The sequence below is a fragment of the Flavobacterium denitrificans DSM 15936 genome (genome assembly GCF_000425445.1).
In the GTDB taxonomy this organism is placed as follows: Bacteria; Bacteroidota; Bacteroidia; order Flavobacteriales; family Flavobacteriaceae; genus Flavobacterium; species Flavobacterium denitrificans.
The window spans coordinates 797,974-824,912 of record NZ_KE384377.1 but is presented as its reverse complement, the minus strand read 5'-3'; the positions used below and the strand labels follow the sequence as shown (position 1 = coordinate 824,912).

Genomic DNA, 26,939 nt, shown 5'->3' with positions numbered 1-26,939 from the left:
TATTTTTTTAGTTGATGGTTATTTTTGACCTGTTAAACTTGCGGGGTCTAAAAGTTTTTTGATTTGATCTTCTGTCAGCAATTTCTTTTCACGAATAAGCTCCAGAATTCCTTTATTAGATGCAAGTGCTTCTTTAGCCAATTCGGTGGTTTTTTCGTATCCTAGTACTGGGTTCAGAGCGGTAACAATACCAACACTTCTTTCCATGTAATGATTCAGAACATCTTTGTTTACCGTAATGCCTTCGATACAATTTTTTCTAAACAATGGAAAAGATTTAAAAAACAACCCTTGTGATTCCATCATTGCAATTGCTTCAATAGGCTCGTAAGCATTTAATTGCAACAAACCTGAATGTGCTGCAAGCGTAACGGTAAGGTCATTCCCCATTACTTTAAAGCAAAGCTGGTTCATAAGTTCTGGCATTACAGGATTGACTTTACCCGGCATAATTGAAGATCCCGGCTGAAGTGCAGGCAAATTGATTTCAAAAATCCCCGTACGAGGTCCAGAAGTCAAGATAATAAGGTCACTGCTAATTTTAGATAACGCAACCGCCATGCTTTTAAGAGCAGATGAGTACAATACAAATCCTTGTTGGCTGGTTGTAGCGGCAATAAGATCTTTGCTCATTACAATCGGTTTTCCTGTGATTTTTGCTAAATGCGTTGCCACTTTTTCGGCATATCCTGGAGAAGCAGTAATTCCTGTTCCAATAGCAGTTGCTCCCATATTTTGCTCGCATAAAAACACTTCAACTTTACGAAGTGTATTTACTTCTGCATCAAGCTGATTTCCAAAAGCATGAAATTCCTGTCCAACAGTCATTGGTACAGCATCTTGCCCTTCGGTACGACCCATTTTTAGGACATCTTTAAATTCGTCTCCTTTTTTATGGAAAGCTTTAGCAAGCAAATCGGCTTCTTTTACAAGCTTATCGTTATGCAACAACAGTGCTACTTTTATTGCAGTTGGATAAACATCATTTGTAGATTGTCCCATGTTTAAATCATCATGAGGCTCTATAAATTGATATTCTCCTTTTTTATGACCACTCATTTCTAAAGCGATATTGGCAAGAACTTCGTTGACATTCATATTTGCCGAAGTACCTGCCCCACCTTGATATAAATCAACTAAGAATTGATCATGGTATTTTCCATCTATCACAGCCTGACAAGCTTTTTCTATCGCTGCAAGGCGATCTTTTTTAAGTCGCCCTACATCAGCGTTTGCTCTAGCTGCCGCTAATTTGACCATTGCAAAAGCTCTAACGTAGTCTGGATAAAATTGCGTTGTCATCCCGCTGATTTGGAAATTTTCTAACGCACGCGCTGTTTGAACTCCGTAATAAGCATTAGCAGGAATTTGTTTGTCGCCCAAAAGATCTTTTTCAGTTCGAGTTTGAGCTTGTACAGTTGTAATACACAAGCCACACAGTATTATGTATTGTATCTTTTTATACATGTTTTTCTATTTTTTTTGTTATGGTAACTTTCAACAGCTATCAACTATTGAATTTTTCTGTAGAGTGTTTCTGAAAAAATTACAGTGTTTAAACATCTTGGTTCCAAATCGCCTATGAGATACAATGCAGCTTTGATTTTCAACTGCATTACATAAAACATAAATTTCTGGACTTTTTAGCTCCACCTTCTTAAATCAAAAATGAGATTTACATTTTGAAGACTCATTTCATTAGGGGAAAATATCTAATCTTAACCTTTTGTAATAACTTTTTTTTCATAATGATTATAGTTTAAATTGTTTGATTATTCTTAATTAATTAAACATAGATCTCTTATGGGGTGAAAGTTTGGCGTATATTTTTTTCAGATTTAAATTTTATGGAATTCCGAAAATTTCAAGATGCTTTTATCAATTCTTAAAAATGAAGCTCAATATGTAATATTAATCATCATAAACATTTTGCTTTATTAAAAACAAAAAATATTTGCTTGATAAAATTACAAAGTAAACAGATTGATAATCAGATATTTTTGTTTCATTTTATAATTTGAAACATCAAATAAAAATTCATTTTTAGCAAAAAAACAAGCGGTGAAGTACTGTAAATGTTAAGATTTTAAGATTAAGTCAAATGATTCATTAAAAAATGCACAATGAAAAGACCTAAACAAGAGCTAAAATGAGTCTATTGTTTAGTTTGACATACAAAAAACATTATGACATACACTAAATGATTTCAGGGCATAAAATAGATATGTTTTTAAGCCTAAAAATTCGCGAAAAAAAAATCCCACTTCATATCAAAACGGGATTTTAAAACTTATATCATAAGAAATCAATAAAAAACTATTTTTTATCCCATCCATTTCTTATCAAATAAATCAAAATTTCTTCTTCTAACTCTTTAGCCAAATTTTCAGCTTCGAGTTTATGTTGAAAATATTTTTCAAATTTCTTTTTGTATTTCTCTGTTTTGATCATGCTAGAACAATATTCATCACAGATTGTTTTAAAATTATCATCTACCAAATACAAAATCTTTAACGATTCTAAATATTCTGAGAATTTTAAATTATATAACTCTTTCGGAACAGACATACTACACAATTTTTAGTGAATTCTGATTTGTTAAAAACAATTGAATTATTTTTTTACTAAAATTAAAAGGCTATTTCTCAATCATACACGCTACCTAATGATAAAGTTAAGCAGCATTAAATCTTAAAGTATCTTTTTTTTGCCTTAAGTCTGTTCCAAGTTATAAAATGAAACCTTTTCATTTTGAGCGACTTAAAATGCATCATTTTTATTAAAAGAGGTTCTACTATGTCAAAATTTAATATTTACAAGCAATTAAGCTGTTTTTTGATTGCCAAAAAATGAAAATAACCGTTAAAAATTCTTTTAAAATTTGTTTTTCTAACTTGTACGAATTATCTTTCTAAATAAAATTTCAAAAACTTCTCTTTAAATAAAATCAGTTTGTTTTTTCATAAAGACATCATTTTTATAAAGTTAATTCTCGACAAAATAAAAAGACAGATACAATCCTTTTAGATCATATCTGTCTTTATATCTTAAAAGTGCTTTTTCTTTAAATTACCAACCCTTTACCGCTCCACCTTTAAACTCTTGTTCTGCAGCTTTTTCTACTTCAGGAGATTGAAAAGCTTGCAAAAACTGTTTTACTTTCTCTTCGTTTTTATTGTCCTCACGGCTTACCACCAAATTCACATAAGGCGATTCTTTATCTTCGACAAATAAAGCATCTCGTGAAGGAACTAATCCGGCAGCAGAAGCAAATGTATTATTGATAATCGCTATTGAAACATTTGCATCATCCAAAGCTCTTGGCAATTGTGGCGCTTCTAACTCTAATATTTTCAAGTTTTTAGGATTATTGATAATGTCTGTGACTTTTGGCAATAAACCTACGCCCTCTTTCAATTTCAACAAACCATTTTTCTGTAAAAGCAATAATGAGCGCCCTCCGTTTGTTGGATCATTCGGAATAATGATTGTGCTTTCGTTCTTCAATTCCGAAAGGCTTTTTATTTTTTTAGAATAAGCAGCAATTGGATAAACAAATGTTTTTCCGATGATTGCCAATTTATAACCACGTTGTTTCGATTGTTCGTCTAAATATGGTTTATGCTGAAAAGCATTGGCATCAATATCGCCTTGACTTAAAGCTTCATTTGGAATCACATAATCGTTGAACGAAACCAATTCAACTTCAAGCCCAAATTTTTCTTTCGCCACTTTTTTTGCCGCTTCAGCCACTTTTAATTCCGGTCCAGAAGCAACACCAACTTTTATAAAATGCGGATCATTATTTTTTTCTTTTCCGCAATTTGATAAAACAAGTGCCAAAGCCAAAACTCCAGCAGTTTTTAAAATATTTAGTTTGTTTTTCATTTTATATATTTAATTTTTAATTCACTTTCAATCTCAGCTTTCTCTCTCTTCTTGTTTCTTTCCTCTTTTGACTTTCGACTTTTGACTTTCGACTTTTGACTTTCGACTTTTGACTTTCGACTAACCCTATCGATGATCGAAACGCTTTGATAATCGGTCTCCAGCAAACTGAATCAAGAATACCAGAATTACCAGTAAACCCAAAACTGAATTCATCGTCACGGCATCATAACCAATATATCCATACTGATACCCTACTTGTCCTAATCCGCCTGCACCAACTGCGCCACCCATCGCCGAATAACCAACAAGTGTAATTAAGGTAATTGAAGCTGCATTGATTAAAGAAGGCAAAGCTTCTGGAAGCAAAACTTTATATACAATCTGGAAAGGTGTTGCGCCTAAAGCTCTTGCCGCTTCAATTAATCCAGAAGGAAGACTCAACAAACTGTTTTCAACTAAACGCGCAATAAACGGCGCTGCGCCAATGCTCAACGGAACCAATGCCGCGCTAACGCCAATAGAAGTTCCAACAATAGCACGTGTAAACGGAATCATCCAAACAATCAAAATAATAAATGGAATGGAACGAAAAATATTCACCAAAACCGATAAAGTTCTGTTTAAAACCGATTGTTCTAGAATTTGATTTTTACGCGTAAGAAAAAGCAAAATTCCTGTTGGAAGTCCTAATAAAAAGCCAAAAAAGCCAGACACAAAAGTCATAACTATGGTTTCCCATGTTCCTTTTACTAATAAATCTATAATTGAATCAGACATAACCTATAATTTCTGTTTTAATGTGTTTTGAGTTAAAATACTGAATCGCAGCATTGTAATTTTCGCGTTTTCCTGAAAGTTCAATCAGCATAACACCAAAATTTACTTCTCCAGCCTGATCCATTTGTGCGCTCACAATTTTGAAATCGGTATCAAAAAGTCTTGAAACTTCAGAAATAACAGGCTCGTTAACTGATTTTCCTGTCATTTCTAATTTCAATAACGGATTCAGATTTCCATTATCTTCTTTTTGCAATTTTTCTTGATAAACCGACGGAACTTCAATATGTAAAGAAGACGAAATAAATTCTCTGGTCAATTCATGTTTCGGATCAGCAAAAATTTCTCCAACACTTCCCTGCTCTATTAGCTTTCCATAGCTGATAACCGCAACTTCATCACAAATTGATTTTACGACTTCCATTTGATGCGTAATAAGTAAAATGGTGATATTTAGTCTTTTATTAATGTCTTTCAATAAATTTAAAATTGACCTAGTTGTTGCGGGATCAAGCGCGCTTGTCGCTTCATCACATAGCAATACTTTTGGATTATTAGCCAAAGTCCTTGCAATCGCCACTCTCTGTTTTTGTCCCCCAGAGAGATTTGCTGGATAATCGTTTGCTTTTTCGGCCAAACCAACTAACTCTAATAATTCTAAAACGCGAGTTTTAATTTCGCTTTTTGAAGTTCCTGCCAATTCCAGCGGAAATGCAACATTTTCAAAAACAGTTCGTGAAGACAATAAATTGAAATGCTGAAAAATCATTCCGATTTCTCTTCTTTCTAGTGCTAATGCAGCATTTGACAACTGCATCAATGCTTTTCCATCTACAATAATTTCTCCAGAAGTTGGTCTTTCCAACAAATTCACACAACGGATCAAAGTACTTTTTCCGGCACCAGAAGTTCCGATTACACCAAAAATTTTCCCCGGCGGAACTCTCAACGAGACATCAGACAAAGCAGTTACAACTCTGTCTTTCTGATGGAAAGTTTTGGTTACATTTTTTAATTCAATCATTTCGTAATTAGGGTTAAAAACAAAAAAGCCTTTCAATTGTTCATGAAAGGCTTTTTTGAAATAAATAATATTATTTTATATAGAAGCCAGCTCAATGAATTGCATTACAACATTACAGCACATCATATTGCTGTTGTAATAATTCTTCATATTCTGGTCGTTTTTTCTCATTGCGGTTGCAAATTTAAAAAGTTATTTTCAATTTTAATACAAAAACTACAAAAACTTTCATTACCCTATCAAAATAATAGATTACTTTATTGATGCATTTAAAAATGTCTATTCCAAATCAAACCATTCCTTGACTTCTCTCGCAATTGTATCTTGGATTCTAGAATTTTCAAACTCATTTGTTGCAGCATTATATTCGTAATCTTTTTGCCATTTTTTATAATTTGAAGCCACTTGGCGAATTGCATTACAAATAAATAAAAGCTCTTCATTTGTCATTATTGGATGAAGCGACAAGCGAACCCAGCCAGGTTTATTGGTCTGGTTTTTCTGAAGCAACTCATTTGTAATGGCCTTTGATCGCTTTTCGTCGATATTAAAAAGATAATGCGCATAGGTACTAGCACACGACCAGCCACCGCGAACCTGAATTCCGAAACGATCATTTAAAAGTCTAACAATCAAATTGTAGTGAATATCATCAATTACAAATGAAACACAGCCAATTCGTTTGTTTTTTAAATCGCCCAAAATAGACAAACCTTGTATTTTTTGAAGTTTAGAAAAACAAATCTCTAATAGCTCTTTCTCTCTTTTTGCAATTTGCTCCACTCCCATTTTTTCTTTTAATTCCAAAGCCAAAGCAGTTCGAATCACTTGCAAAAATCCCGGAGTTCCACCATCTTCTCTTACTTCAATTATGTCACTGTATGAATATTTCCCTCGCGGATTTGTCCACTTTACATTTCCGCCACCTGGATTATCGGGAAAATCAGATTGGTACAATTTTTCATTAAAAACCAAAACACCGCAAGTTCCTGGCCCACCCAAAAATTTATGAGGCGAAAAGAAAATAGCATCTAATTGTTGTTCTGGATCTTTTGGATGCATATCGATTTTGACATAAGGTGCCGAAGCTGCAAAATCTACAAAACACAATCCGCCGTTTTGATGCATGATTTTGGCCAATTCATGATAAGGCGTAATAATTCCTGTAACATTCGAACATGCCGTAAACGAACCGATTTTTATACTTCGATCAGCGTATTTTTTTATTTCTGAAGAAAGAATAGCTGGATCGACTAAGTTGTTTTCGTTTGGTGGCAGAATTACAACATCAGCACTAGTTTCATACCAAGAAACTTGATTCGAATGATGTTCCATATGCGTAATAAAAACGACTGGTTTGTCATTATTCCCTTTTTGATGATTCTTTCTCAAACCGATAATGCGCTGCAATTTCGACAAAGCTGCCGTCATTCCGGTTCCGGTTGTCACTAAAACATCAGCTTCATTTGCATTAACCGATTTTTTAATAATGTCTCTGGCTTGCTGGTATGCATACGTCGAGGCTTTGCCAGTTTGACTAGAAAACGAATGCGTATTGGCAATCATTGGGCCAACCTTATTGAGCATAATATCTTCAATCGGTAAGTACAATCTTCCGCTGGCAACCCAATCTGCATAAATTAGATTTTGTTCTCCATAAACCGATTGAAAACTATGATTTACTCCTATGGTGTTTTCTCTAAATTTAGAGAAGTAACACTCCAACTCTATTGGCTTGTCTGTTTCAATTGCATTCATTTCCCGATCATTTTTAAATTAACAAATTGTATTATTGACTGATTAATTGGCGCTTACTTTTTTATCTAAAAGAGATTTTAACGTAGATTGCAACTCTTCTCCATGAAGATTCTTCGCCACAATTACTCCTTTAGAATCTACTAGATAATTCGCTGGAATGGCTCTTACTCCATATAATTTTGCAACCGCACTATTCCAAAAAAGCAAATCCGAAAGGTGTGTCCAAGTCAGCTTATCATCCTGAATTCCTTTGATCCAGTTTTCTTTCTTTTTGTCCAAAGAAATGGCGATGACATTAAATCCTTTATCGTGGAATTCTTTATACGCTGCCACAATATTTGGATTTTCTCTTCGGCAAGGACCGCACCAAGAAGCCCAAAAATCAACTAGCGTATAGCCTTTTAAATTTTCGTAAAGACGAACTGATTTTCCTTCCGTATCTTTCTCTGTAAAATCTGGGGCTTTTTTCCCAACTGCTAATCCATCTAATACGACAGCTAAATCTTTTAGCTCTTTCACATAAGTCGTACTTTGAAGGCTTTTATCCAACAAAGCAATATTTTGTGTGATTTGTTCTGGAGTCAATCGATATGACCAATTTCTATACAAGACATAAGCTGAAACAATCGATTTTGGATTTTCAGTAATGAATTTACTGATTTCTATATCTTTTGATTTTTTATATGTTTCAAACAAATCTTGTGCTGCAGAACCTTCTACGACAGAATTTCTATAATACTTTTTCGGATTTAATTTAACTGTAATTGTTCCTTTTTCAAGAAAAACATACAATGGCAAATCTGCAGTATTTACACTTAAACCGTATAATTCCGGTGTTTTTACTTTTGTTTTGAAACTGAAATTTCCATCCTTCACTTTTACAGAATCAATTGTGGTAAACATTTTATTATGAAACTTTTGCAGATAAACATATTGTGCAACCGTATCGACAACAGTTCCTTTTAACTGCAAATTATTTTCTTGTGCCTGAGTTTGGATTGTTCCAAAAATTATGGCAAAACCTAATAGTATTTTTTTCATTTGTTTTTGATTTTTAGTGATTTATAGTTTTTATATATTTTAAAATTTGATTTTAAGCTGAGAAAAAGAATTCCTGTGCCTATCTTAAAAGATATGGCAAACCTTATTTTGATGGAGAAAAAGAGGAAAACTTACTGTCTTCACATTCGGAAAACCGCAATATTCTTTTCTTGAAAGAATAAATTCAAACGATCAGAATTGGCATGTAAAATGGCTGAATGGGCTTTCATTTTTGAAATTATAAATTTTAATATTGATGACCTTATTCAGATTCACTTCGGAAATCTTTCTTATCTGTCCCACAATGCGGGAAGGAATTAGCACCTTATTTAGCAACAGGTTGCTAAGACTTCATTGGGCCTCTCCCTCAGTCTTTCTGGATAAGTATCATTGCAGAAATATTCTGCGTTACAAATATATATTAATTCTACAGAATTAGTCAAGTTTAAAATCGTTTTTTTTTATTTTATTTTGAATCAAGCGAAATTTACCAAATAACAAGTTAAAATACAATGATTTACAAAACACAGAAATTGATTTATTACGAATGAAATTAAGCCATTTTAGTTTTTCTATTTCAAAAAAAGATATAAAAAAAACTCATTCCGCTTCTAAAATGAGTTCTAATTCCTTCTCTATTCGTTGCCATATACCACCCCTATGGGGCTAAAACTGTAACTTCATAATTCTTTCTAAAAATATAACACTCCTATGGAGTTGACTATACAGCCTTGTAAAGACATAATATCTATAGCTAAATCAAACAACCTAAAATCTAAAGCTTCAGCGAAGCGAAATATCAATTCTTTACTAAATTAAAATTTCAATTCATCAAAATAAGCTGTTGTTTCTTCAATCAAAGAATGCATCAACTCTCCTGCTCTTCTGTGTTTCAGAATTGGGGAAATTTGTCCGCCCCAAAATAGTATCATATCCCATTTTTCCTGATCCAATGCCGCTTTTCTTAAATGCGACATAAATGTAGTCTGCAACGGGAATGGAAGAACATCTGCTTCTTTTCCTATAATTTCTTTTGCAATTCGGCTCGAAATGCCACGCCCTAGCCTTCCTGTATAAGCACGCGATAAAGTGGTATATTTTGCTGCATCAGAAAACAACATTTCTCTGTGAATTGGCAATGCGTTTGATTCTTCAGTAGCTAAAAATGCGGTTCCCAATTGAGCGGCGCTTGCTCCTAAAGCTAATGCTGCGGCAATTCCTTTTCCATTTGCAATTCCACCTGCTGCAATAACAGGCACTTTTACTTTTTCTCTAATTAATTGCAACAAAACGAAAGTTCCGGTGACTGAAGATTCGGCGGAAGCCAAAAAAGAAGGTCTATGTCCGCCAGCTTCAAATCCTGATGCGATAATCATATCGACTCCTGCATTTTCTAAAAATATTGCTTCGTCTAAAGTAGTTGCGGCGCCAACGGTTACAATTCCAAGTGTTCTACAATGTTCCAAAATATCCTGAGAAAGCGTTCCAAACATAAAACTGAAAACCTTCGGGCGAATATCTAAAACCACTTGTAGCTGATTTTCAAATCGGGATTGAAATGGTGCCGGTTTTTCTGGCAACGGAATTCCGGCTTCGTCAAAATACGGTTTAAAAAGCTCTTTTGCTTTATTGTATTGCTCATCTGAGATTCCATTTGGATCCATATCGGAATCAGAAACCCAAAGATTTAAGTTATACGGCTTATTGGTTAAGGCTTTTATTTGCTTATCGGCTTCATAAATCTCCTGCGGACTCATAGTATACGCGCCATATCCTCCCAAACCGCCAGCATTTGAAACGGCCGCAGTAAGTTCAGGCGTGGACAAACTTCCGCCAAAAGGTCCCTGCAAGATTGGATATTGAATTCCTAATAATTCTGAAGCTTTTGTATTGTACCACATCACTTTAAAATTTAAAATTATTCGCTTAAATCAGTCAGCATTTTGTTGACAATAAGCCATTTTCCATTAATCTTATGGAAAGATAAAAAATCACGATAATCAAAATCGTACATTTTCAAACTAACTTCTGCAATTGCGATTGAATTTACGACTTTTATGTTAATGATTTCACCTTTAAATGGTTTTCCTGAATCTTTTGGACTTTGTCTGTTTTGCACGCCATCCAAATAAAGATCAGCCGTTTTAAAATAAGGTTGCCCTTTTACATCGCCAAGAACAAAACTTCCCGGATAAAAAATACTTCCTAAAAGCAGTACATCGCCTTCGTAAATTCCTTTAAAATAATAGTTTTCAACTGCATCTTTTATCGCTGCAATTTCGGCTTGATTTTCCATTTTGATCGTATTTTGAGCTTCTATGCCCTGAAAACTCCAGAGCATAAAAGCAGTTAATAAAATAGTTTTCATAATTAATTTAAGTTGTGCCCTGCTCCTTTTCCTCCGTCAACATTGATAATTGAACCGGTAATGAAATTACTTTTGGCAACTGTGTAGACCATTTCGGCAACATCGTCAATTTCTCCAACTCGGTTTAGCAAATGCAGGCCAGCAGTGGCATCAGCATTATCACCGTGCATTGGCGTTCTGATTACTCCTGGAGCTACTGTATTGAAACGAATATTTTGTTTACCAAATTCGGCTGCTAATTGAACTGTAATAGCATGAATTGCTCCTTTGCTTGCGATTGGTGCCGAAGCCGGCCATCCGCCTAATCCGTGATTTACTAATGGTGTTCCAATATTAATTACAACACCATCTTTTTGCTCCAACATTTGAGGAACTGCAGCTTGTGTTGTGAAATATGTTCCTTTTAGGTTGGTTGTCAAAAACTTATCTAAATAGGCTTCATCAACTTCTAAGAAAGGCTTGCTGTCAAAGATTCCAGCATTGTTAACCAAAATATCTACCGAACCGAATTTTTCAATTGCCAATTTTACTAATTGTTTTCCTGTTTCTTTATTGCTTACATCGCCAGCAAACATTGCCAGATTATTCCCTGCGCCAAATTCATTATATGTATTTTCTAGCGCGCTTGGAGTCAATGAATTAATAACAACATTATCTCCTCTGTCCAAAAAATATTTTGCGATTCCTCTTCCAATTCCGGAAGCTGCGCCTGTAACGATTATAGTTTGTTTTTTCATGATATTTATTTTTTATCGGCTGTAATGCCTTTTTCTCTTAATACAGATACTTGTTCTCCTGCGTAACCCCAATCGTCTAATTCAACTTCCTGAATTACAACGTGAGTCAAATGCGGATCTTTGTTTAAAACCTCAGTTATCAAATTGGTAATGCCGCTTATTAATTGCTGTTTTTGCTCGCGTGTTACGCCTTCGCGAGTCAATTCTAATTTTACGTAAGGCATGGCTTTAATTTTTTAATTGCTCTGAAAATATGGCTTCGGCATTGATGTTAAAATCCAATTCAAAGTCATTATAAATTAAAGTGTCACCCAAATCTTTGAAGAAATTTCCTGAGCGGAATTTGATATCGTATTTGGTACGATCAATAATCATTTTTCCTTTAAGGGCAATTGCATTTCGATTGTTTTCTAACGTTGCTTCAAAACCTGCAACGTGTGTAATATCTTTTATGGTAAGATTGCCTTCAAGATAAAAAGTGGTGTCTGATACTTCTTTTACAGAAAGAACATCAAAATCTGCTGTTGGAAATTTTTCGATTGAGAAAAAATCATCTGAGGCAAGATGACCACCGAATTGTGTGTTTGTTGCCGGATCTGTTACATCCAGAATTTTAATAGAAGTCGTATCAATTACAACTTTCCCTCCTTTTACTTTTCCATTCTCTATGATGAAATCACCTTCTTTGATACCAATTGTACCATTATGTGCACCGGTTACTTTTCTTCCAGTCCATTTTACGTTGCTGTTTGAGCTTACGATTTTATAATTTGTTGTTTCCATTGTGATTGTATTTAAGTGTATTTAAAATTACAGTACAAAGGAACGGCGGTTATGAAGATTGGTTACGTGACCTACATCACATTCTTTTTTTGAGGTTCTAAGATGCTAAGATTCTAAGGTGCTAAGGTTTTTTTTACAGAATGCTTATTTTGGTCTCTCGCAGATTTGGCAGATTACACAGATAAAAAAGATTGAAAAAATTATCAGCTCAATCTGCCAAATCTGCGAGAGCTATTATATATCGCTATTTTGAGAGATTAATAAATATCTGCTTAATCAGCTCAAATCTGCAAAATCTGCGTGAAACAAACTATTTTAATCTGTTTAATCCGCAAAATCAGTGGGCCATAAAACTTGCGAATTACAAAGCCTAAGAATTATAAAGCCTGCTCAACGTTTCTCTGGAAACTCCTAAATAAGCAGCGATTAAATGCTTTGGAACAAGATTATACAATTGCGGATATAATGCCAAAAGTTCTTCATAACGCACTTTTACATTATTGTTCATAAAAGACAAAAGCCTTTTTTGAGAAGCGATGTAGCCTTTATTGGTTCGCCAGCGGAAGAAATGCTCCACTTGATGAAACTCTTTGCAGAGTTTTTCTCGGTCTTCATTGGAAAGGCAAAGCACTTCAGCATCACTAATACAGTCAACGTTTATGGTAGCTTCTGTTTGATTGTATAAAGCAGTATAATCAGATGCCCACCAAGTTGGCATTGCGAACTGCAATATGTACATTTTGATTTCATCATTTATAAAAAATGCTTTCAGACAACCCGAAATCACAAAATATTCGCAGTTTACTTTATCTCCTGCACTGATAATCGTTTGCCCTTTTTTGAAGGACAAAGGTTTAAAATGAGAATAGAAATAATCAAATTCCTCTTCTGTCAATACAGCCGTTTTGGCGATATGTTGTTGCAAAATGGCTTTGGCTTCCATTATAAATTTCGGTTTTAAAAGTGTTCTGTAAAGTTATAAAATCAGATGAACTTTCGGATTGTCTATTTCAGAAATCAAATTGTCCGTTTCACCAAAAAACTCATATGTTTTCTGTTGGTTCTGACGCAATTTTGTCCTGTTTAACAACTTAAAAATTAAAATCATGAACACAAAAACGACAAAAATTATTTACTGGACAGGAATCATTTTAACTTCTTTATGGTTTGGTGCCAGCGGGTTTTTCGAATTAACTTCAAATCCAATTGTTTGGGGAATAACACAACAATTGGGCTATCCAGCACATTTTATTTATATCCTTGGTGTGTTTAAAGTTGCTGGAGTAATCACATTATTGATTCCGAATAAATTATTACGATTGAAAGAATGGGTATTTGCCGGAGTTTTCTTCGACATTATTTTTGCTTTCTTTTCAAAATTGGCGGTTTTAGGTTTTCCAGCAACTATCGATGCTATAATCGCTTTTACAATGGTGAGCGTAACTTATGCCATGTTTAGAGAATTATATTCCGTAAACTATTCTAAAAACGCAATTGTAGGCTAATTTTAAGCTTTGCAAAAGCAGATTTGAAGAAGCTGTCTCGAAAGGTAGTTTCTTTTTTTTTTGAAAGCTTCGGGAGAAGCGATATATTTATAGAAAAAAAATAAATCGTTACAGCATAAAGCTCCAGAGGAGCGACATATTTTTTGATATTAGAGATATATCGCTCCTCTGGAGCTTTTTTCATTTGTCTTATTAAAACTATAAATATTTCACCCCGCTGGGGTTTTGTTTACAAGATAATTTTGCAAATATTTCGTCTCGTTAAAGGAACTGCTTTTTTGAGACAGCCTTTTTGATTTTTAAAACATTTCTTATCTTTGCGTTTTCAAACGAACACTTCAAGTAAATGTGAATAAATAATTTCTTTCAGATATAGAGACAGCAAGCCAGACTTGGTTTTTGCTGATTTATTAATGCTTAAGAAAGAGATTATGATCATTCTTCAAAACATATCCTATACACATTCTAATACAGAATTGCTGTTTAGCGCTGTCAGCTTAACAGTAAATACAGGCAATAAAATAGCCTTAACAGGACATAATGGTTCTGGAAAATCAACTTTGCTTAAAATTATAGCAAAAGAATTATTTCCGTCAAGCGGAACCATCGAAATCGAAACTGAACCGTATTATATTCCACAAATCTTCGGGCAATACAATCATTTAACGATTGCCGAGGCTTTACAAATCGGGCCAAAACTTACCGCTTTCCGCGAAATTCTTGAGGGAAATGTAAGCGAAACCAATTTAAATCTGCTCAACGACGACTGGACGATTGAAGATCGTTGCAACGAAGCCTTAAAATATTGGGATTTATCGGATTTAGATCTTACTCAGAAAATGCAGTTTTTAAGCGGAGGCCAGAAAACAAAGGTATTTCTTGCCGGAATTATAATCCATCAACCCAAGCTTATTTTATTGGATGAACCCAGCAATCATCTTGATGTTGAAGGCAGAAATCTGCTGTATCAATTCATCAAAGATTCGTCCTTAACCATGCTGATTGTAAGCCACGACCGAAAATTATTGAATCTACTCGACACAACCTGTGAGTTAAAATCAAACGGAATCAAAACCTACGGCGGCAATTATGATTTTTATTTAGAACAAAAAAATATCGAAAAAAATGCTTTGGCAGTGGATATTCATTCAAAGGAAAAAGCGCTTCAAAAAGCCAAGGAAAAACAACGAGAAACCATTGAAAGGCAACAAAAATCGGATGCAAAAGGCAAAAAGAAACAGGAAAAAGCTGGTGTTGCCCGCATTATGATGAACACTTTAAAAAATAAAGCCGAAAACAGTACTTCGAAAACCAAAAGCGTTCATGAAGAGAAAATTGGTGGCATTTCGCAGGAATTGCGTGAACTGCGTGAAAACGTTTCGAGTTTAGACAAAATGAAATTCGGGCTTGACAATTCACGACTGCACAAAGGAAAAACAATAGCAACCGCAGAATCAATAAATTACAGTTACAACGACGAAAAGATTTGGAAAACCGATTTGAATTTTCAGATTCTTTCAGGCGAAAGAATGGCGCTAAAAGGAAATAACGGTTCCGGAAAAACAACGCTGATTAAATTAATTTTAAAAGAATTACAGCCAAAATCAGGAAATCTTAAAATTGCAGACTGCAAAAGTTTTTACATTGACCAGGATTATTCTTTAATCAACAACAAGTTAAGTGTTTATGAACAGGCGCAACAAAGCAATACTTCGGGGTTAGAAGAACACGATATTAAAATGAGACTGAATCGTTTTCTTTTCGGAAAATCAGATTGGGACAAACCTTGCCAATTTTTAAGCGGAGGAGAAAGAATGCGTTTAATGCTTTGCGGTTTGACAATCACAAATCAAGCACCCGATTTAATCATTTTAGACGAGCCCACAAACAATTTGGATTTACAAAATATCGAAATTCTGACTGCTGCTTTGAATGAATACCAAGGTACTTTGATTGTTGTTTCACATGATGAAGTATTCTTAAATGAAATAAACATAAACAACAGTATTAGTTTATTTTAGAATATTTTATATAAACAAAAACTTGAGATTCATCCAAAACCAAATCTCAAGTTTTTGTTTATATAAAATTCTAAGATGATAATTTATAATTAACCATTAATAATTAACAATTAACAATTATCAACGATTTTCCAGCCAGCTCAAAAAAGCCGTCGCCTTCTCTTTTCCAACCAATAATTTCTCTTCAGTCGGAATAGTAAGTTTAATAATCAGCTTACGCGAAAAATAATGCTCCGCTTCTCTAATTGCTGAAAAATTCACTAAATATTGCCTGTTCATTCTGAAAAACTGAATTGGCGACAATAACTTGTGCACCTCATCCAACGACTGTGTAATTTGATATTCATTTTTATCAAAAGTCATAATCGTAGGCGTTTCATTTTTGATGAAGAAAAACGCAATATTCTCGGTTTGAATCGTTTGGTATTTATTGTTTTTAAAAACCAAAAAACTGCTTTTACCTGTATTTTCGCCTGTTCTCGTTAGAAGATAATCGAAATCCGGCATCATTTTTTTATTTCTTTGGAAGAAATTCTTCAATTCGCCTGCTTTTTTAATCGCTTGCGAGATACTGTCTCTCGAAAAAGGCTTCAAAACATAATCGATTCCGTTTGATTTAAAAGCTTCGATTGCATAATCATCAAAAGCCGTACAGAATATCACCGGAGACAAAACCTCAACGTTTTTAAAAATCTCAAAACAAAGTCCGTCAGCCAGCTGAATATCCATAAAAATAAGATCGGGCTGATCGTTTTCCATAAGATAACTCACCGCGCCATCAATACTCTGAATGTACGATAAAATCTGAGCATCAGGCCTGATACTCAAAATAAGCTGACCAAGTGCTTTGGCCGTTTTTACTTCATCTTCAATTATTACGATATTCATAAATAAGCGGTATTTTTACTTTAAAAGTCGTGTCGTTTTTATCAATTTCAATTTCTTTGTGAGCCAAATGCATAAAACGCTGATTAATATTATCCAGCCCAACACCTGTTGACAAAACGCCTCTCTTCAATTGGATTGGGTTTTCAATTACCAGAAAATCATTTTCGGTATATAATTTAATTCGCAAGGGTTTGTCCAAAGAAACTACGTTATGCTTGATGCAATTTTCAATTAGCAACTGCAATGAAAAAGGCGGAATAGCACAATCGTATTGTTTTTGATCAATCACATTTATCACTTCAAATCCGTCTTCAAAACGTGCTTTCAGCAAATAAACATACGAATCCAATATCTGAATTTCTTCTTTCAGCGATATCAAGTCAAGCTTTCGGCTCTCTAGTGTAAAACGATAAAAATCAGATAGTTTCAAAATAAAATCAGAGCTCTGCGGATCTTGGATATCTACCATTGATTTTAGCGTGTTTAAACTATTAAAAAGAAAGTGCGGATTGACTTGTTGCTTCAAAAGTTCGTATTGAGCGCCAAGATTTAAAGCTTTGCTTCGTTCCAATTCTACTCCGATTTGTTGCGTCTGATAATTCTGAAAAAGCAAGTGTAAAAACATATACACAATCAAGTTGATCAAAACCCCTCGAAGTTCAAACATTATAGGCGCATCCATTTTTGAAACTTGAAAAAGCTCCTGATGCGCAATTACCAGCACAACCATAAGCAAAATCCCTAATACGACGCTTAACAACAACTTCCAGTTAAACAAGCTCTTATTAGTGCGTTGTGCCGAAAATTTTGGCAAACTGTAAATATTGTAATACCAGATAAAAAGCGAAAACAGAAGTGTAATTGAAGAATTGATCACCAAATCGCCAGGCGTTGTCGCGGCATCAAATAATTTGGGAATAGAAGCAAGAATTGCCAGTGCTATAGAACTTCCCCAAATGACTCTCGGAGAAACCTGAAAGCGTTTTACTTTTTCCATATTTTTTGTTTGTTTCTCCCGAAGCTTCGGGATTAAAGTTTGAGGTTTCAAGTTGGCTTCACTTTGCCAAAGATAGCAATAAATTAACGGGGTTTTAACTATAAAAAAGCAAAATTGCAGTCCAGAACCGACTTTGTTTTTTCGATATTTAAAACTTAATTTTTTAATTCAAATAATTAATTAAAAAATACTGGTTTTCAATAATTTAAAACAAACAAAAAACACTACACTGTCAATGTGGCAGTGCCAAAAACCATGCTTTTTTCACTCTAAATCTTTCTTTAAAAGACAGTGCAATACATTCCAATTTCAGTTTAAAAAATATTGAAAATCGGATTCCTTTATTACAGTGAATTTTGTGTAAAAACTGCTCGGTTTGCACCTAAAATAATTCCGGAATTCATGTCTTGAACAAAACCGATAATTTCAAAATCTTTCGTATTAAAACCTTTTGGCAAAGAAACCGAAATATTCCCTTTTTGATTTCCGGTCAAAGCAAAACCATTCAAGCTTCGAACAATTTGAAAATGCGACAAAACACGATTGGCATTCTCTCCTCTTCTCACATTACTTTTAGCCGATTTTTGAACTACAGCAACATACAAACGATTGTTTTTTGAAATTTTATTGATATTGTAATTCAAAATCAATTTATCACCTTGCTGATTAGCCTCTAAGGCAATTTCTGTAAATGCGGGTTTTGAAAGCGCCGAACGTATTCCGTTTTGAACGGCAGTTTCCTGAGAACCAATATAATCTAATTTGCCGTTTATAATGAGCTGAGGCGTGTAAATTGGCTCTTTTTCCATGAATTTAGCATAATCATATTGTCGTTTCGTATTTGCTGCATTGCTGAAAATATCTTTCCAGCCTTGTTTATCCCAATAATCAACATGATACGACAAAACATAAACATTGCTGTCTTTGTACTGATTCTGAATCTTTCCCATCAATTCATCTGCCGGAGGACAACTTGAACAGCCTTCTGAAGTATATAATTCTAAAAAGGCAAAACCTTTTTTGTCTTTATTGTTTTGGCCAAAAACAGTGTTTCCTGCTAAAAGCAACAATATTGCAAAAGCACTAATTATTCTTATCTCTTTCATGATTTCTATTTATTTCCTGCAAGGTTTTTAAAAGCTTGTAGGCATATTTTTTCTATTTTAAAAGTTTATATTTTAAACCTACAAGGTTTTGAAAACCTTGCAGGTTAGGTATCCCTAAAATTACAAAATATTAAGCTGGACATTTATATTTCCTCTCGTCGCTTTAGAATAAGGACAAGTTTGATGCGCTTGAGCTGCTAATGATTTAGAAGTTTCTAGATCCAAACCTGGCAAACTGATGTTTAATCTTGCCTGTAAAGAATATTCGCCTTCTGTGACACATAAATCAACCTCAGCATCTACCGCAGTATCTGCCGGAAGCTTAATTCCTTGTTTTGAAGCTGCGATTCCCAAAGCGCCAATAAAACAAGCCGACCAGCCCGCAGCAAATAACTGCTCTGGATTTGTTCCCGGACGTGATGATCCCGGCGCACTTAATTTGATATTCAATTGTTCATCTGAACTTTGAGAAGCTCCTTCTCTACCACCTGTTGTGTGTGTTTTTCCTGTGTATAAAACTTTTGTTTCCATGACTTTTTTAATTGTTAATTGTGAATTATTAATTGTAAATTTTTATATGCTTTGTGTGTGTGTGTTTTGTGAAATGTAAAAAGTGAGGTGTGAAAAATTAATTAACCATTCACCATTTACAATTCACCATTATTTAGCAACGTCAATTATTGCTTGCGCAAACGCTTTTGGATCTTCTTGTGGCACATTATGACCGATTCCTTTTAATATTCTGTGTTCGTATTTTCCTGTGAATTTATTGGCGTATGCTTTTCCATCTGCGAAAGCGCCATCAAAATCGCTTCCTATTGTAATTGTTGGAACTTTGATCTCAGGTTTTGAAGCCAGACGTTTTTCTAGATTGTTATATTTTGACTCTCCAGCTTCAAGAGATTGTCTCCATCTGTAATTGTGAATTACGATTGCTACGTGATCTGGATTGTCAAAAGATTGCGCTGTTTGATCGTAAGTTGCTTTGTCGAAATTCCATAACGGAGAAGCGATTTTCCAGATTAATTTATTGAAATCGTATGTGTTTTGTGTGTAACCTTGTTTTCCTCTTTCGGTTGCGAAATAATATTGGTACCACCAACCTAATTCTGCTGTTGGAGGAAGCGGTTTTAAATTTGCTTCTAAATTCACCACCAAATAACCGCTTACAGAAACCAAACCTTTCACGCGTTCTGGCCAAAGTGCTGAAACCACAACTGCTGTTCTCGCTCCCCAATCAAAACCGCCAATTACGGCTTTATCAATTTTCAAGGCATCCATAAAAGCGATAATGTCACTCGCTAAAGCCGCTTGCTGGCCATTTCTGAAGGTTTCTTTTGAAAGAAAGGTTGTGGTGCCAAAACCTCTTAAATAAGGCGTAAAAACGTGATATCCTTTTGCAACCAAAATCGGAACGACTTCGTTGTAGCTGTGAATGTCATAAGGCCATCCGTGAAGTAAAATCACTGGAGTTCCGTTTGACGGACCTGCTTCAGCATAACCAACGTTTAATAAACCAGCCTTGATTTGTTTTAAAGTTCCGAGTGAAGGATTTGTTTCGATAGCTTTTGGAGCTTGTGCATTCGTTACATTCACATTCATAAAAAGAATGACAATTAAGATTGATTTTGCAAAAATGTTGTTTGTAATTTCTAATAGCGTTTTCATAATTTTTATTTTTTGATTAGTTGATTATCAGTTAATTTCTTCGTCAAAGGTATTTTGACAATCTCCGTTTTAAAAGGAGAAGAAAGGTGAAGTGGACAAAGTTTAGGGTGAAATGGACAGGCTGTTAATTGTGAATTGTGAATTGTGAATGATCTTGTCGCAGAATATTGCGATTAAATGGATTTTCTCTCGCAGATTTAGCAGATTTAGCAGATTATTTTTTTTCAACCATTGCAAATAATTTATCTGATCTGCCGAATCTGCTAAATCTGCGAGAGGAAAAAACTTCACGGCTAAACTATTCGCATTTCAACCTGAAACCTGAAACTATTTCTTCAAAGTCAAGACAGGTTTTCCTTTTTCGACTATATATGTTGCCAATTCTGAAGCTTTTGTATCTGTATTATTTTTTGCCGAGTGAACCACTCCAGCGGGAATAAAAAGAACTTCTCCAGCTTTTAAGGTAACCGGCGCTTGGCCTTCAACTTCATATTCTAATGAACCTTCGAGTACATAAATAATCTCTTCGCCGGGATGATAGTGTTTCCCGAAAGCCGAATGACCATCAAAATCGATTTTTGCCTGAACGGTTTCTCTTCCGGGAATACTTAAATCGTGTTTTTGTAAATCGGTGCGTTTTATTCCAGTTTGTGCTGCGATTTGGTTGGGAACCAAAAAGGCGATGATGCCTAAAATGATAATTGCGATAATAACCCAGGTTTTTTGTTTTTTAGTTTCCATAATTTTATAAGTTTTAAAGTCGAATGTCGAAAGTCTTAAAGTCTTCTACTTCTGTTTATATTTTGAAATTGACTTTATAACTTTAGACTTTAAGACTTTACGACTATTTTTTTTGTTATCAGTTAATTTCTGAGTCAAAAGTATGCCGACAATGCTTCCTGAGAAATGGAAAAATAGCCGAAACGGACAAAGTAGTAGTTTAAGTGGACAGAAGAAAATACGAATGATTTAACCGCAATCCCGATAGCTATCGGGAGCAAAGATATTTTTAAGCGGTACGTATTATAAACGCAAAGATCGCAAAGTTATCTGTATATAACTTTGCGATCTTTATAGATATTTTTTTCACGCAGATCCTGCAGATTTAGGCAGATTTGAGCAGATTTCTTATTCAAAAATTAAAATAAATCTGCTCAAATCTGCCAAATCTGCGTGAAACAAAAAACTTTGCTCCCGATAGCTATCGGGATTGCGTAAAACCTTAGCGTGCTTTGTGGTTAAACTTTAATTTATAATTTATAATTAATAATTCACAATTAATAATTAAGCTAACACCATTCCCCCGTCCATAATAAAATCGGCACCGGTGATGAATTTTGCGTTTTCACTACTTAAATACGAAACCATTTTGGCCACATCTTCCGATTTTCCCATTTGTTTCAATGGCACTTTTTCGACTACAACATCCATAATACCTTTTACGGTAGTTTCATCTAAACCGACTTTTTTCATTACTTCTGTTTCTGTTGGTCCCGGACTAACGGAATTCACTCTGATTTTTCGTGGCGCTAATTCCAACGCCGCCGATTTCATAACCGAATTCAAAGCCGTTTTGCTCGCCGAATAAACCGAAGATCCCGGCCCCGGCATACTCGCAGTATTCGAAGAAAGAAACACGACCGAAGCACCGTCTTTTAAAATTGGGATAAATTTGCTCAACGTAAAATAAGCGCCTCGCAGATTAACATTCATAATACTGTCAAACAATTCCTCCGAAGTTTGTTCAATTGTTCCCAGACCTGCAATTCCGGCATTGATAAAAAGAATATCAACCGTACCGAAATCTTCTTTTACTTTAGCAACCAGATTCTCAATATCCGAAACACTTGCTTGATCTGCCGTAATTGCTGTCACGCCTAATTCCTGCGCCGCTTTTTCAATGGCTTCTTTTCGTCTTCCAGTAATAATAACCTGAGCGCCTTGCTCTTTTAATTGTTTTGCTGTTGCGTAACCTATACCGCTGTTTCCGCCTGTGATTACAGCTACTTTATCTTTTAAATTTTCCATTGTTTTATGTTTTAAATTAACGGGACAAAGTTAAATTGGAAAAGTAGTTGGTTTTTTGGTGGTATCATGGAGTATACTGGGATTGGTATTTTGCTTTATGAAATACCGTATAAATACTCTATTCTTAATTTTTAATTATTGCTACACTTGCTTAGAATATTTTTTTATTGAATTATGGATTTCCGTAAAATAGTTGGTTTTTACAGAGAAATCTTTGTAGAAACATAAAATAAAATTTAAAAAACAAATATTAAAAAATCCAAAACGAAGAGTCAATTAACAATTTTAAAATTATCAAATGGACATTACAACAGCGGAAATTAATGGATTTATTAACGATTATGTAAAAGATTTAAGAAGTGGGAATGCATCTGTTTTTGTGGGAGCAGGAATATCAAGAGGAGCAGGATATGTAGATTGGAAAGGATTACTTTCAGAAATTGCTGAGTCTTTAAATCTGGATATTAATAAAGAATATGATCTCTTATCTATTGCTCAATATCATGTTAATAAACACGGAAGAACACGAATTAATAAAAAAATTTTAGAGGAATTCACTGAAGAAAATGAAGAAACAGAAAATCATAGAATTTTAGCGCGTCTTCCCTTTAGAACTATTTGGACGACAAATTATGACAATTTAATAGAAGATACTTGTAACAAGTATAACAAAATAGTTGATGATAAATATTCTGTTGATAAACTGTTTTTGAATAGACCAAAAGCCGATTTAATCCTTTATAAAATGCATGGAGATATTGAATCTCCAGGTGAGGCTATCCTAACAAAAGAAGATTATGAGGGCTATTTTAATACTCATGAACCATTTATAACAACATTAAGTGGCGAACTAATTTCAAAAACATTTTTATTTATAGGATTTAGTTTTACCGATCCTAATATTGACCATGTACTAAGCAGACTAAATTTTAAGTATAAAGCCAAAAATAGAGAACATTACTGTTTACTTAAAAAATATAATATAGCTGATTTTAATAATGATCAAGCAGAATTAGATTATAATCTAAGAAAGCAACAACTTTTTATTTCTGAACTAAAAAGGTTCGGTATCACAACAATATTAATTGAAGATTATTCTGATATAACCGCCATACTATCTGAAATTGAAAAAAGATACAATTCTCATTCTGTATTTATTTCAGGGAGTGCAATTGAATATGGTGAATTTACTCCTTTAGAAGCACAAAGTTTTATTCATCTTTTGTCTAAAGAAATTATCAAAAAAAAACTAAATGTGATAAATGGTTTTGGTTTAGGAGTTGGAAGTGCCGTTATTAACGGGGCGTTAGATGCTGTGTATTCTGAGAATAAAAAATATTCCGAAAATCAATTAGTTTTAAAACCATTTCCTCAGTTCCCATCAGGAGTGAAAGATTTAAAACAATTATGGGAAGAGTATAGACACAATATGATTTCCAGAGCTGGGATTATTGTAATTCTATTTGGTAATATAGAAACCGAAGATGGAATAATTAATGCGGACGGAGTAAAAATCGAATTTCAAATAGCAATTGAAAAAGGTTTAATTCCAATCCCAATTTTTTATACTGGATATATGGCTCAAGAGATATTTGAAGATATAGTTAAAGACTATAGCGATTATAATCTAACCAAAGAATTATTTAATGCTATCTCAAATTTAAAATTTGATAAAGACGATTTAAACAAATCAATTAGAGAAATAATTTCAATCATTCAAAAAATTGCTAAATAATGGGAAGAAAAATTTTTGTCTCATATAAATATGGAGATACACAAGTACAAGATTTAAACATCTCTGATAATACTTTTTTTGGTATACATAAAGTTCAAACAAAAGCTAGACACTATGTTGATGAATTATGCAAAATATTGGAAAATGACGACCATATTTTTAAAGGTGAAGATGACGGAACAAGTTTGGCAGATTTCTCTGATGAGTATATAGCATCATCTCTCAGAGACAAAATCTATGATAGCAGTATTACAATAGTATTAGTTTCTAAAGGAATGAAAAATTTGAGTGCAGAAAAAGATCAATGGATTCCTTGGGAAATTTCATACTCTCTAAAAGAATATACAAGAAATGGAAGAACAAGTTTATCAAATGGTATAATAGCAGTGGTCTTACCAGATATCTACGGAAGCTATGATTATTACATTACTAATGATAACATCTGTAATTGTAGAAGTCTGAATACTAATTTTCTTTTCCAAATATTAAGGAAAAACATGTTCAACATTAAAAATCCTAATACTGAAAAGTGTTCAAACGGAAGTACTATTTATTATGGAGATTGTTGCTACATACAATCCGTAAAATGGTCAGATTTTAAGACCAATTTAAACTATTATTTAAATAAAGCTATTGCTTTAAGAGATAACAAAGATAATTACAACATAACCAAAACTATAAAATAATATGGGCTTAATAAATATTTCTCAATTACGAGGATATAGAAAATCAACAAAAAGTTATGGTCTTAGCCTAAATGAAAGTTTAAGAAATTTTAGGAGTGAATCAAAATTTTTAAAAACCAAAATTTTCTTATCTCATAAACATGATGAATTAGAAAATTTGGAAGGTGCAATTTCTTTTTTGAATAGTCATAGTATCCAAGTATATGTTGATTGGCTTGATGAAGGAATGCCAAAAACAACATGTGGTAATACAGCTGTTCGTATCAAAGAAAAAATAAAAGAGAACGATAAATTTATTTTATTAGCCACTGAAGGAGCTATTAATTCGAAATGGTGTAATTGGGAATTAGGCTTGGGCGATGCTGCAAAATATATAAGCAATATTGCAATACTCCCAGTTAAAAATGACTATTCATCTTTTTCAGGTTCAGAATATCTAGAAATTTATCCTCATATTTATGAAATAGACACTTACCAATATTTCAATGGAGCTTATAGAAATAAAGGTTTTTATGTTGTTTTTCCTTCAGTAAACGGAAATAATAAGGTTGTGACTTTAAAGGATTGGTTACAATCTAAATAATTTAATACAGTTAAAGTAAAATGATAATTTCAAATCTAAAATCAAGTTTTGAACAATTGTTGGCAAGTACAGAAGAAATATGGTTTTCAATTGCTTTAGTTAAAGAAAGTACATACAATTATATTCAAGAAACAATTAATAAAAATTGTAAGCAAAATTATTTAGTTGGAATCGATCTTCCAACTCATCCAAACGTATTACGTCAAATGCAAAATAAGGTTGATAAAAAATTATTTCAATCAGCTATTTATAAAACCGAATACAATTTTCATCCAAAAGTTTATTTATTCAAAGAAAATGATAATTATATTGCATTTATAGGTTCTTCGAATTTAACTGATGGAGGCCTTGAAGATAATGTTGAATTAAATTATAAGATAACTAATCAAGAGAACTGTCTTGCTATTTTAGACTGGTTTAATATATTATATAAAGAATCTTTTCCATTAACAGAAGAAAACATTTTAGCATATGAAGAACAGTTTTATTCTGTTGCAGAAATCGAAAAAGAGCTAAAGAAAAAAAGAAAAAATATTAAGCTAAAAAAAACTGTATATGCAACTAATCTATTAGACAATATAGATTTTTCAGATAGATTTTTCAAAAAAGAACATCATTTAGCTTTCAGAAGAGAGCTATGGTATAACGATACAAAAGAAGCTATTAGTGAAAGAGAATTAGCTAAAATAAAATGTCAAGAATTACATGAATCTATTTTTCATCATTTTAATGATTACGAAATTCAAGAATTACAGCCACATCCAATGTCGGATCATTTAATTTCAATGATAAGACAAAAGAATCCTTCTAAACCAAGATCTATTAATGCAATGTGGTTAAGTTATGGAAAGAATGAAGATGAAATTAAAAATTACCAAGAAATTGTTGGCTCAGATCAAAAGTCCAAACAGACTTTTATTCATCATGCTAGATTACAATTAAAAATTGATTTTAAAAATATTGGTATCTACCTTTTGTTTGCTAAAGAAAATGAAGGAGGCATATTTGATCGTGATTTTTTTAAAACCAATATGCGCAATAAAACTTATAGAGATAAATTTTATCAAATAATAAATTCTTTATCTAATGATTTTTTTATTGCAGTTGGTGGAAATACTGAGTATTGTAATAATTTTAATTCATCTGAAGATCTTCATGAATTTTGTAAAAAAGATGATATTCAAAAATATTTTATAATTGGTAAAGACTATCAAATCACTGATAGTGAAATGTCAGAAAACAATCTACCAATTGAAACACTTAAAATTTTCAAATTACTTTTTCCTTTATATGAAATGATGCGTCATAAATTTTAATAAAATACATAGTATCACTAACTAACA

General features: G+C 33.4%; 26 protein-coding genes and 1 riboswitch. Of the genes, 6 read left to right on the top strand and 20 right to left on the bottom strand.

Going from position 1 to position 26,939, the window contains the following annotated elements; translation table 11 throughout:
* Nucleotides 1-18 precede the first annotated feature (18 nt).
* The 13 genes from H600_RS0115550 to H600_RS0115485 all read right to left on the bottom strand — a co-directional run bounded on the left by H600_RS0115550 (nucleotide 19) and on the right by H600_RS0115485 (nucleotide 13,322).
* A complete protein-coding gene (locus H600_RS0115550; protein WP_051234433.1) occupies nucleotides 19-1,467 on the bottom strand; it encodes an aspartate ammonia-lyase in 1,449 nt (482 codons plus the stop codon).
* An 849-nt stretch (nucleotides 1,468-2,316) separates the two neighbouring features.
* The gene (locus H600_RS0115540; RefSeq protein WP_035108678.1) at nucleotides 2,317-2,568 is read right to left on the bottom strand and encodes a hypothetical protein; all 252 of its coding nucleotides are present in this window, start codon (nucleotides 2,566-2,568) and stop codon (nucleotides 2,317-2,319) included.
* Nucleotides 2,569-3,069: 501 nt separating this feature from the next.
* Nucleotides 3,070-3,888: a methionine ABC transporter substrate-binding lipoprotein MetQ gene (gene metQ, locus H600_RS0115535; protein ID WP_026729652.1), complete on the bottom strand. Its 819-nt coding sequence runs from the start codon at nucleotides 3,886-3,888 to the stop codon at nucleotides 3,070-3,072.
* Between the two features lie 126 nt (nucleotides 3,889-4,014).
* A complete protein-coding gene (locus tag H600_RS0115530) occupies nucleotides 4,015-4,668 on the bottom strand; it encodes a methionine ABC transporter permease MetI (RefSeq protein ID WP_026729651.1) in 654 nt (217 codons plus the stop codon).
* Nucleotides 4,661-5,692 carry a methionine ABC transporter ATP-binding protein MetN gene (gene metN / locus H600_RS0115525; RefSeq protein ID WP_026729650.1) on the bottom strand — a complete coding sequence of 344 codons (1,032 nt, stop codon included), beginning with the start codon at nucleotides 5,690-5,692 and terminating at the stop codon, nucleotides 4,661-4,663. Before metN ends, H600_RS0115530 begins: the two co-directional genes overlap by 8 nt.
* A gap of 279 nt (nucleotides 5,693-5,971) precedes the next feature.
* A complete protein-coding gene (locus tag H600_RS0115520) occupies nucleotides 5,972-7,450 on the bottom strand; it encodes an aminotransferase class V-fold PLP-dependent enzyme (RefSeq protein ID WP_026729649.1) in 1,479 nt (492 codons plus the stop codon).
* A gap of 42 nt (nucleotides 7,451-7,492) precedes the next feature.
* Nucleotides 7,493-8,491: a TlpA disulfide reductase family protein gene (locus H600_RS0115515; protein ID WP_026729648.1), complete on the bottom strand. Its 999-nt coding sequence runs from the start codon at nucleotides 8,489-8,491 to the stop codon at nucleotides 7,493-7,495.
* Nucleotides 8,492-8,778: 287 nt separating this feature from the next.
* Nucleotides 8,779-8,878: riboswitch (SAM riboswitch) on the bottom strand.
* A 428-nt stretch (nucleotides 8,879-9,306) separates the two neighbouring features.
* Nucleotides 9,307-10,392: an NAD(P)H-dependent flavin oxidoreductase gene (locus tag H600_RS0115510; protein WP_026729647.1), complete on the bottom strand. Its 1,086-nt coding sequence runs from the start codon at nucleotides 10,390-10,392 to the stop codon at nucleotides 9,307-9,309.
* Nucleotides 10,393-10,409: 17 nt separating this feature from the next.
* On the bottom strand, nucleotides 10,410-10,859 hold the full coding sequence (locus H600_RS0115505; RefSeq protein ID WP_026729646.1) for a nuclear transport factor 2 family protein: 450 nt from the start codon (nucleotides 10,857-10,859) through the stop codon (nucleotides 10,410-10,412).
* A gap of 2 nt (nucleotides 10,860-10,861) precedes the next feature.
* Entirely contained in the window at nucleotides 10,862-11,596 is a 735-nt protein-coding gene (locus H600_RS0115500; protein ID WP_026729645.1) for an SDR family NAD(P)-dependent oxidoreductase, read from the bottom strand.
* Between the two features lie 5 nt (nucleotides 11,597-11,601).
* Entirely contained in the window at nucleotides 11,602-11,820 is a 219-nt protein-coding gene (locus H600_RS0115495) for a tautomerase family protein (protein WP_026729644.1), read from the bottom strand.
* A 4-nt stretch (nucleotides 11,821-11,824) separates the two neighbouring features.
* Nucleotides 11,825-12,379: a YceI family protein gene (locus H600_RS0115490; protein WP_026729643.1), complete on the bottom strand. Its 555-nt coding sequence runs from the start codon at nucleotides 12,377-12,379 to the stop codon at nucleotides 11,825-11,827.
* Nucleotides 12,380-12,749: 370 nt separating this feature from the next.
* Nucleotides 12,750-13,322, bottom strand: a complete 573-nt coding sequence (locus H600_RS0115485; protein WP_026729642.1) for a Crp/Fnr family transcriptional regulator — start codon at nucleotides 13,320-13,322, stop codon at nucleotides 12,750-12,752.
* A 163-nt stretch (nucleotides 13,323-13,485) separates the two neighbouring features.
* On the opposite strand from H600_RS0115485, the gene H600_RS0115475 reads away from it, so the two are divergent.
* A complete protein-coding gene (locus tag H600_RS0115475) occupies nucleotides 13,486-13,884 on the top strand; it encodes a DoxX family protein (protein ID WP_026729641.1) in 399 nt (132 codons plus the stop codon).
* A gap of 431 nt (nucleotides 13,885-14,315) precedes the next feature.
* Nucleotides 14,316-15,905, top strand: a complete 1,590-nt coding sequence (locus tag H600_RS0115465) for an ABC-F family ATP-binding cassette domain-containing protein (protein WP_026729639.1) — start codon at nucleotides 14,316-14,318, stop codon at nucleotides 15,903-15,905.
* A gap of 120 nt (nucleotides 15,906-16,025) precedes the next feature.
* Here H600_RS0115465 and H600_RS0115460 read toward each other — a convergent pair whose 3' ends face one another.
* From H600_RS0115460 to H600_RS0115430, 7 genes are all read right to left on the bottom strand, one after another.
* Nucleotides 16,026-16,793, bottom strand: coding sequence for a LytR/AlgR family response regulator transcription factor (locus H600_RS0115460; RefSeq protein WP_026729638.1), 768 nt, complete (start codon nucleotides 16,791-16,793; stop codon nucleotides 16,026-16,028).
* The gene (locus H600_RS0115455) at nucleotides 16,774-17,790 is read right to left on the bottom strand and encodes a sensor histidine kinase (protein WP_026729637.1); all 1,017 of its coding nucleotides are present in this window, start codon (nucleotides 17,788-17,790) and stop codon (nucleotides 16,774-16,776) included. Before H600_RS0115455 ends, H600_RS0115460 begins: the two co-directional genes overlap by 20 nt.
* A 344-nt stretch (nucleotides 17,791-18,134) precedes the next feature.
* Nucleotides 18,135-18,896 carry a DUF1223 domain-containing protein gene (locus H600_RS0115450; RefSeq protein WP_026729636.1) on the bottom strand — a complete coding sequence of 254 codons (762 nt, stop codon included), beginning with the start codon at nucleotides 18,894-18,896 and terminating at the stop codon, nucleotides 18,135-18,137.
* 120 nt (nucleotides 18,897-19,016) lie between these two features.
* Nucleotides 19,017-19,427, bottom strand: coding sequence for an organic hydroperoxide resistance protein (locus H600_RS0115445; RefSeq protein ID WP_157509932.1), 411 nt, complete (start codon nucleotides 19,425-19,427; stop codon nucleotides 19,017-19,019).
* A 129-nt stretch (nucleotides 19,428-19,556) separates the two neighbouring features.
* A complete protein-coding gene (locus tag H600_RS0115440; RefSeq protein WP_026729634.1) occupies nucleotides 19,557-20,564 on the bottom strand; it encodes an alpha/beta fold hydrolase in 1,008 nt (335 codons plus the stop codon).
* Nucleotides 20,565-20,891: 327 nt separating this feature from the next.
* Nucleotides 20,892-21,305 carry a cupin domain-containing protein gene (locus H600_RS0115435; protein WP_026729633.1) on the bottom strand — a complete coding sequence of 138 codons (414 nt, stop codon included), beginning with the start codon at nucleotides 21,303-21,305 and terminating at the stop codon, nucleotides 20,892-20,894.
* 543 nt (nucleotides 21,306-21,848) lie between these two features.
* Complete coding sequence (locus H600_RS0115430; RefSeq protein WP_026729632.1) at nucleotides 21,849-22,592, bottom strand: SDR family oxidoreductase; 744 nt, start codon at nucleotides 22,590-22,592, stop codon at nucleotides 21,849-21,851.
* Nucleotides 22,593-22,890: 298 nt separating this feature from the next.
* On the opposite strand from H600_RS0115430, the gene H600_RS0115425 reads away from it, so the two are divergent.
* Genes H600_RS0115425 through H600_RS0115410 form a run of 4 tightly spaced genes read left to right on the top strand, consistent with a single transcriptional unit; the run spans nucleotide 22,891 to nucleotide 26,912 of the window.
* Nucleotides 22,891-24,327 (top strand): SIR2 family protein, encoded by a 1,437-nt coding sequence (locus H600_RS0115425; protein ID WP_035108676.1) that lies wholly within the window; start codon nucleotides 22,891-22,893, stop codon nucleotides 24,325-24,327.
* Nucleotides 24,327-25,013, top strand: coding sequence for a TIR domain-containing protein (locus tag H600_RS0115420; protein ID WP_026729630.1), 687 nt, complete (start codon nucleotides 24,327-24,329; stop codon nucleotides 25,011-25,013). Before H600_RS0115425 ends, H600_RS0115420 begins: the two co-directional genes overlap by 1 nt.
* 1 nt (nucleotide 25,014) lies before the next feature.
* Entirely contained in the window at nucleotides 25,015-25,596 is a 582-nt protein-coding gene (locus H600_RS22165; protein WP_035108675.1) for a TIR domain-containing protein, read from the top strand.
* 20 nt (nucleotides 25,597-25,616) lie between these two features.
* Nucleotides 25,617-26,912 carry a phospholipase D-like domain-containing protein gene (locus tag H600_RS0115410; RefSeq protein ID WP_026729629.1) on the top strand — a complete coding sequence of 432 codons (1,296 nt, stop codon included), beginning with the start codon at nucleotides 25,617-25,619 and terminating at the stop codon, nucleotides 26,910-26,912.
* The last annotated feature ends 27 nt before the right edge of the window (nucleotides 26,913-26,939 follow it).

What these genes read in the sequence shown, in the direction of transcription:
- H600_RS0115550 (WP_051234433.1), bottom strand. Translation starts at nt 1,467, where the DNA reads ATGTATAAAAAGATACAATACATAATACTGTGTGGCTTGTGTATTACA.
- H600_RS0115540 (WP_035108678.1), bottom strand. Translation starts at nt 2,568, where the DNA reads ATGTCTGTTCCGAAAGAGTTATATAATTTAAAATTCTCAGAATATTTA.
- metQ (WP_026729652.1), bottom strand. Translation starts at nt 3,888, where the DNA reads ATGAAAAACAAACTAAATATTTTAAAAACTGCTGGAGTTTTGGCTTTG.
- H600_RS0115530 (WP_026729651.1), bottom strand. Translation starts at nt 4,668, where the DNA reads ATGTCTGATTCAATTATAGATTTATTAGTAAAAGGAACATGGGAAACC.
- metN (WP_026729650.1), bottom strand. Translation starts at nt 5,692, where the DNA reads ATGATTGAATTAAAAAATGTAACCAAAACTTTCCATCAGAAAGACAGA.
- H600_RS0115520 (WP_026729649.1), bottom strand. Translation starts at nt 7,450, where the DNA reads ATGAATGCAATTGAAACAGACAAGCCAATAGAGTTGGAGTGTTACTTC.
- H600_RS0115515 (WP_026729648.1), bottom strand. Translation starts at nt 8,491, where the DNA reads ATGAAAAAAATACTATTAGGTTTTGCCATAATTTTTGGAACAATCCAA.
- H600_RS0115510 (WP_026729647.1), bottom strand. Translation starts at nt 10,392, where the DNA reads ATGTGGTACAATACAAAAGCTTCAGAATTATTAGGAATTCAATATCCA.
- H600_RS0115505 (WP_026729646.1), bottom strand. Translation starts at nt 10,859, where the DNA reads ATGAAAACTATTTTATTAACTGCTTTTATGCTCTGGAGTTTTCAGGGC.
- H600_RS0115500 (WP_026729645.1), bottom strand. Translation starts at nt 11,596, where the DNA reads ATGAAAAAACAAACTATAATCGTTACAGGCGCAGCTTCCGGAATTGGA.
- H600_RS0115495 (WP_026729644.1), bottom strand. Translation starts at nt 11,820, where the DNA reads ATGCCTTACGTAAAATTAGAATTGACTCGCGAAGGCGTAACACGCGAG.
- H600_RS0115490 (WP_026729643.1), bottom strand. Translation starts at nt 12,379, where the DNA reads ATGGAAACAACAAATTATAAAATCGTAAGCTCAAACAGCAACGTAAAA.
- H600_RS0115485 (WP_026729642.1), bottom strand. Translation starts at nt 13,322, where the DNA reads ATGGAAGCCAAAGCCATTTTGCAACAACATATCGCCAAAACGGCTGTA.
- H600_RS0115475 (WP_026729641.1), top strand. Translation starts at nt 13,486, where the DNA reads ATGAACACAAAAACGACAAAAATTATTTACTGGACAGGAATCATTTTA.
- H600_RS0115465 (WP_026729639.1), top strand. Translation starts at nt 14,316, where the DNA reads ATGATCATTCTTCAAAACATATCCTATACACATTCTAATACAGAATTG.
- H600_RS0115460 (WP_026729638.1), bottom strand. Translation starts at nt 16,793, where the DNA reads ATGAATATCGTAATAATTGAAGATGAAGTAAAAACGGCCAAAGCACTT.
- H600_RS0115455 (WP_026729637.1), bottom strand. Translation starts at nt 17,790, where the DNA reads ATGGAAAAAGTAAAACGCTTTCAGGTTTCTCCGAGAGTCATTTGGGGA.
- H600_RS0115450 (WP_026729636.1), bottom strand. Translation starts at nt 18,896, where the DNA reads ATGAAAGAGATAAGAATAATTAGTGCTTTTGCAATATTGTTGCTTTTA.
- H600_RS0115445 (WP_157509932.1), bottom strand. Translation starts at nt 19,427, where the DNA reads ATGGAAACAAAAGTTTTATACACAGGAAAAACACACACAACAGGTGGT.
- H600_RS0115440 (WP_026729634.1), bottom strand. Translation starts at nt 20,564, where the DNA reads ATGAAAACGCTATTAGAAATTACAAACAACATTTTTGCAAAATCAATC.
- H600_RS0115435 (WP_026729633.1), bottom strand. Translation starts at nt 21,305, where the DNA reads ATGGAAACTAAAAAACAAAAAACCTGGGTTATTATCGCAATTATCATT.
- H600_RS0115430 (WP_026729632.1), bottom strand. Translation starts at nt 22,592, where the DNA reads ATGGAAAATTTAAAAGATAAAGTAGCTGTAATCACAGGCGGAAACAGC.
- H600_RS0115425 (WP_035108676.1), top strand. Translation starts at nt 22,891, where the DNA reads ATGGACATTACAACAGCGGAAATTAATGGATTTATTAACGATTATGTA.
- H600_RS0115420 (WP_026729630.1), top strand. Translation starts at nt 24,327, where the DNA reads ATGGGAAGAAAAATTTTTGTCTCATATAAATATGGAGATACACAAGTA.
- H600_RS22165 (WP_035108675.1), top strand. Translation starts at nt 25,015, where the DNA reads ATGGGCTTAATAAATATTTCTCAATTACGAGGATATAGAAAATCAACA.
- H600_RS0115410 (WP_026729629.1), top strand. Translation starts at nt 25,617, where the DNA reads ATGATAATTTCAAATCTAAAATCAAGTTTTGAACAATTGTTGGCAAGT.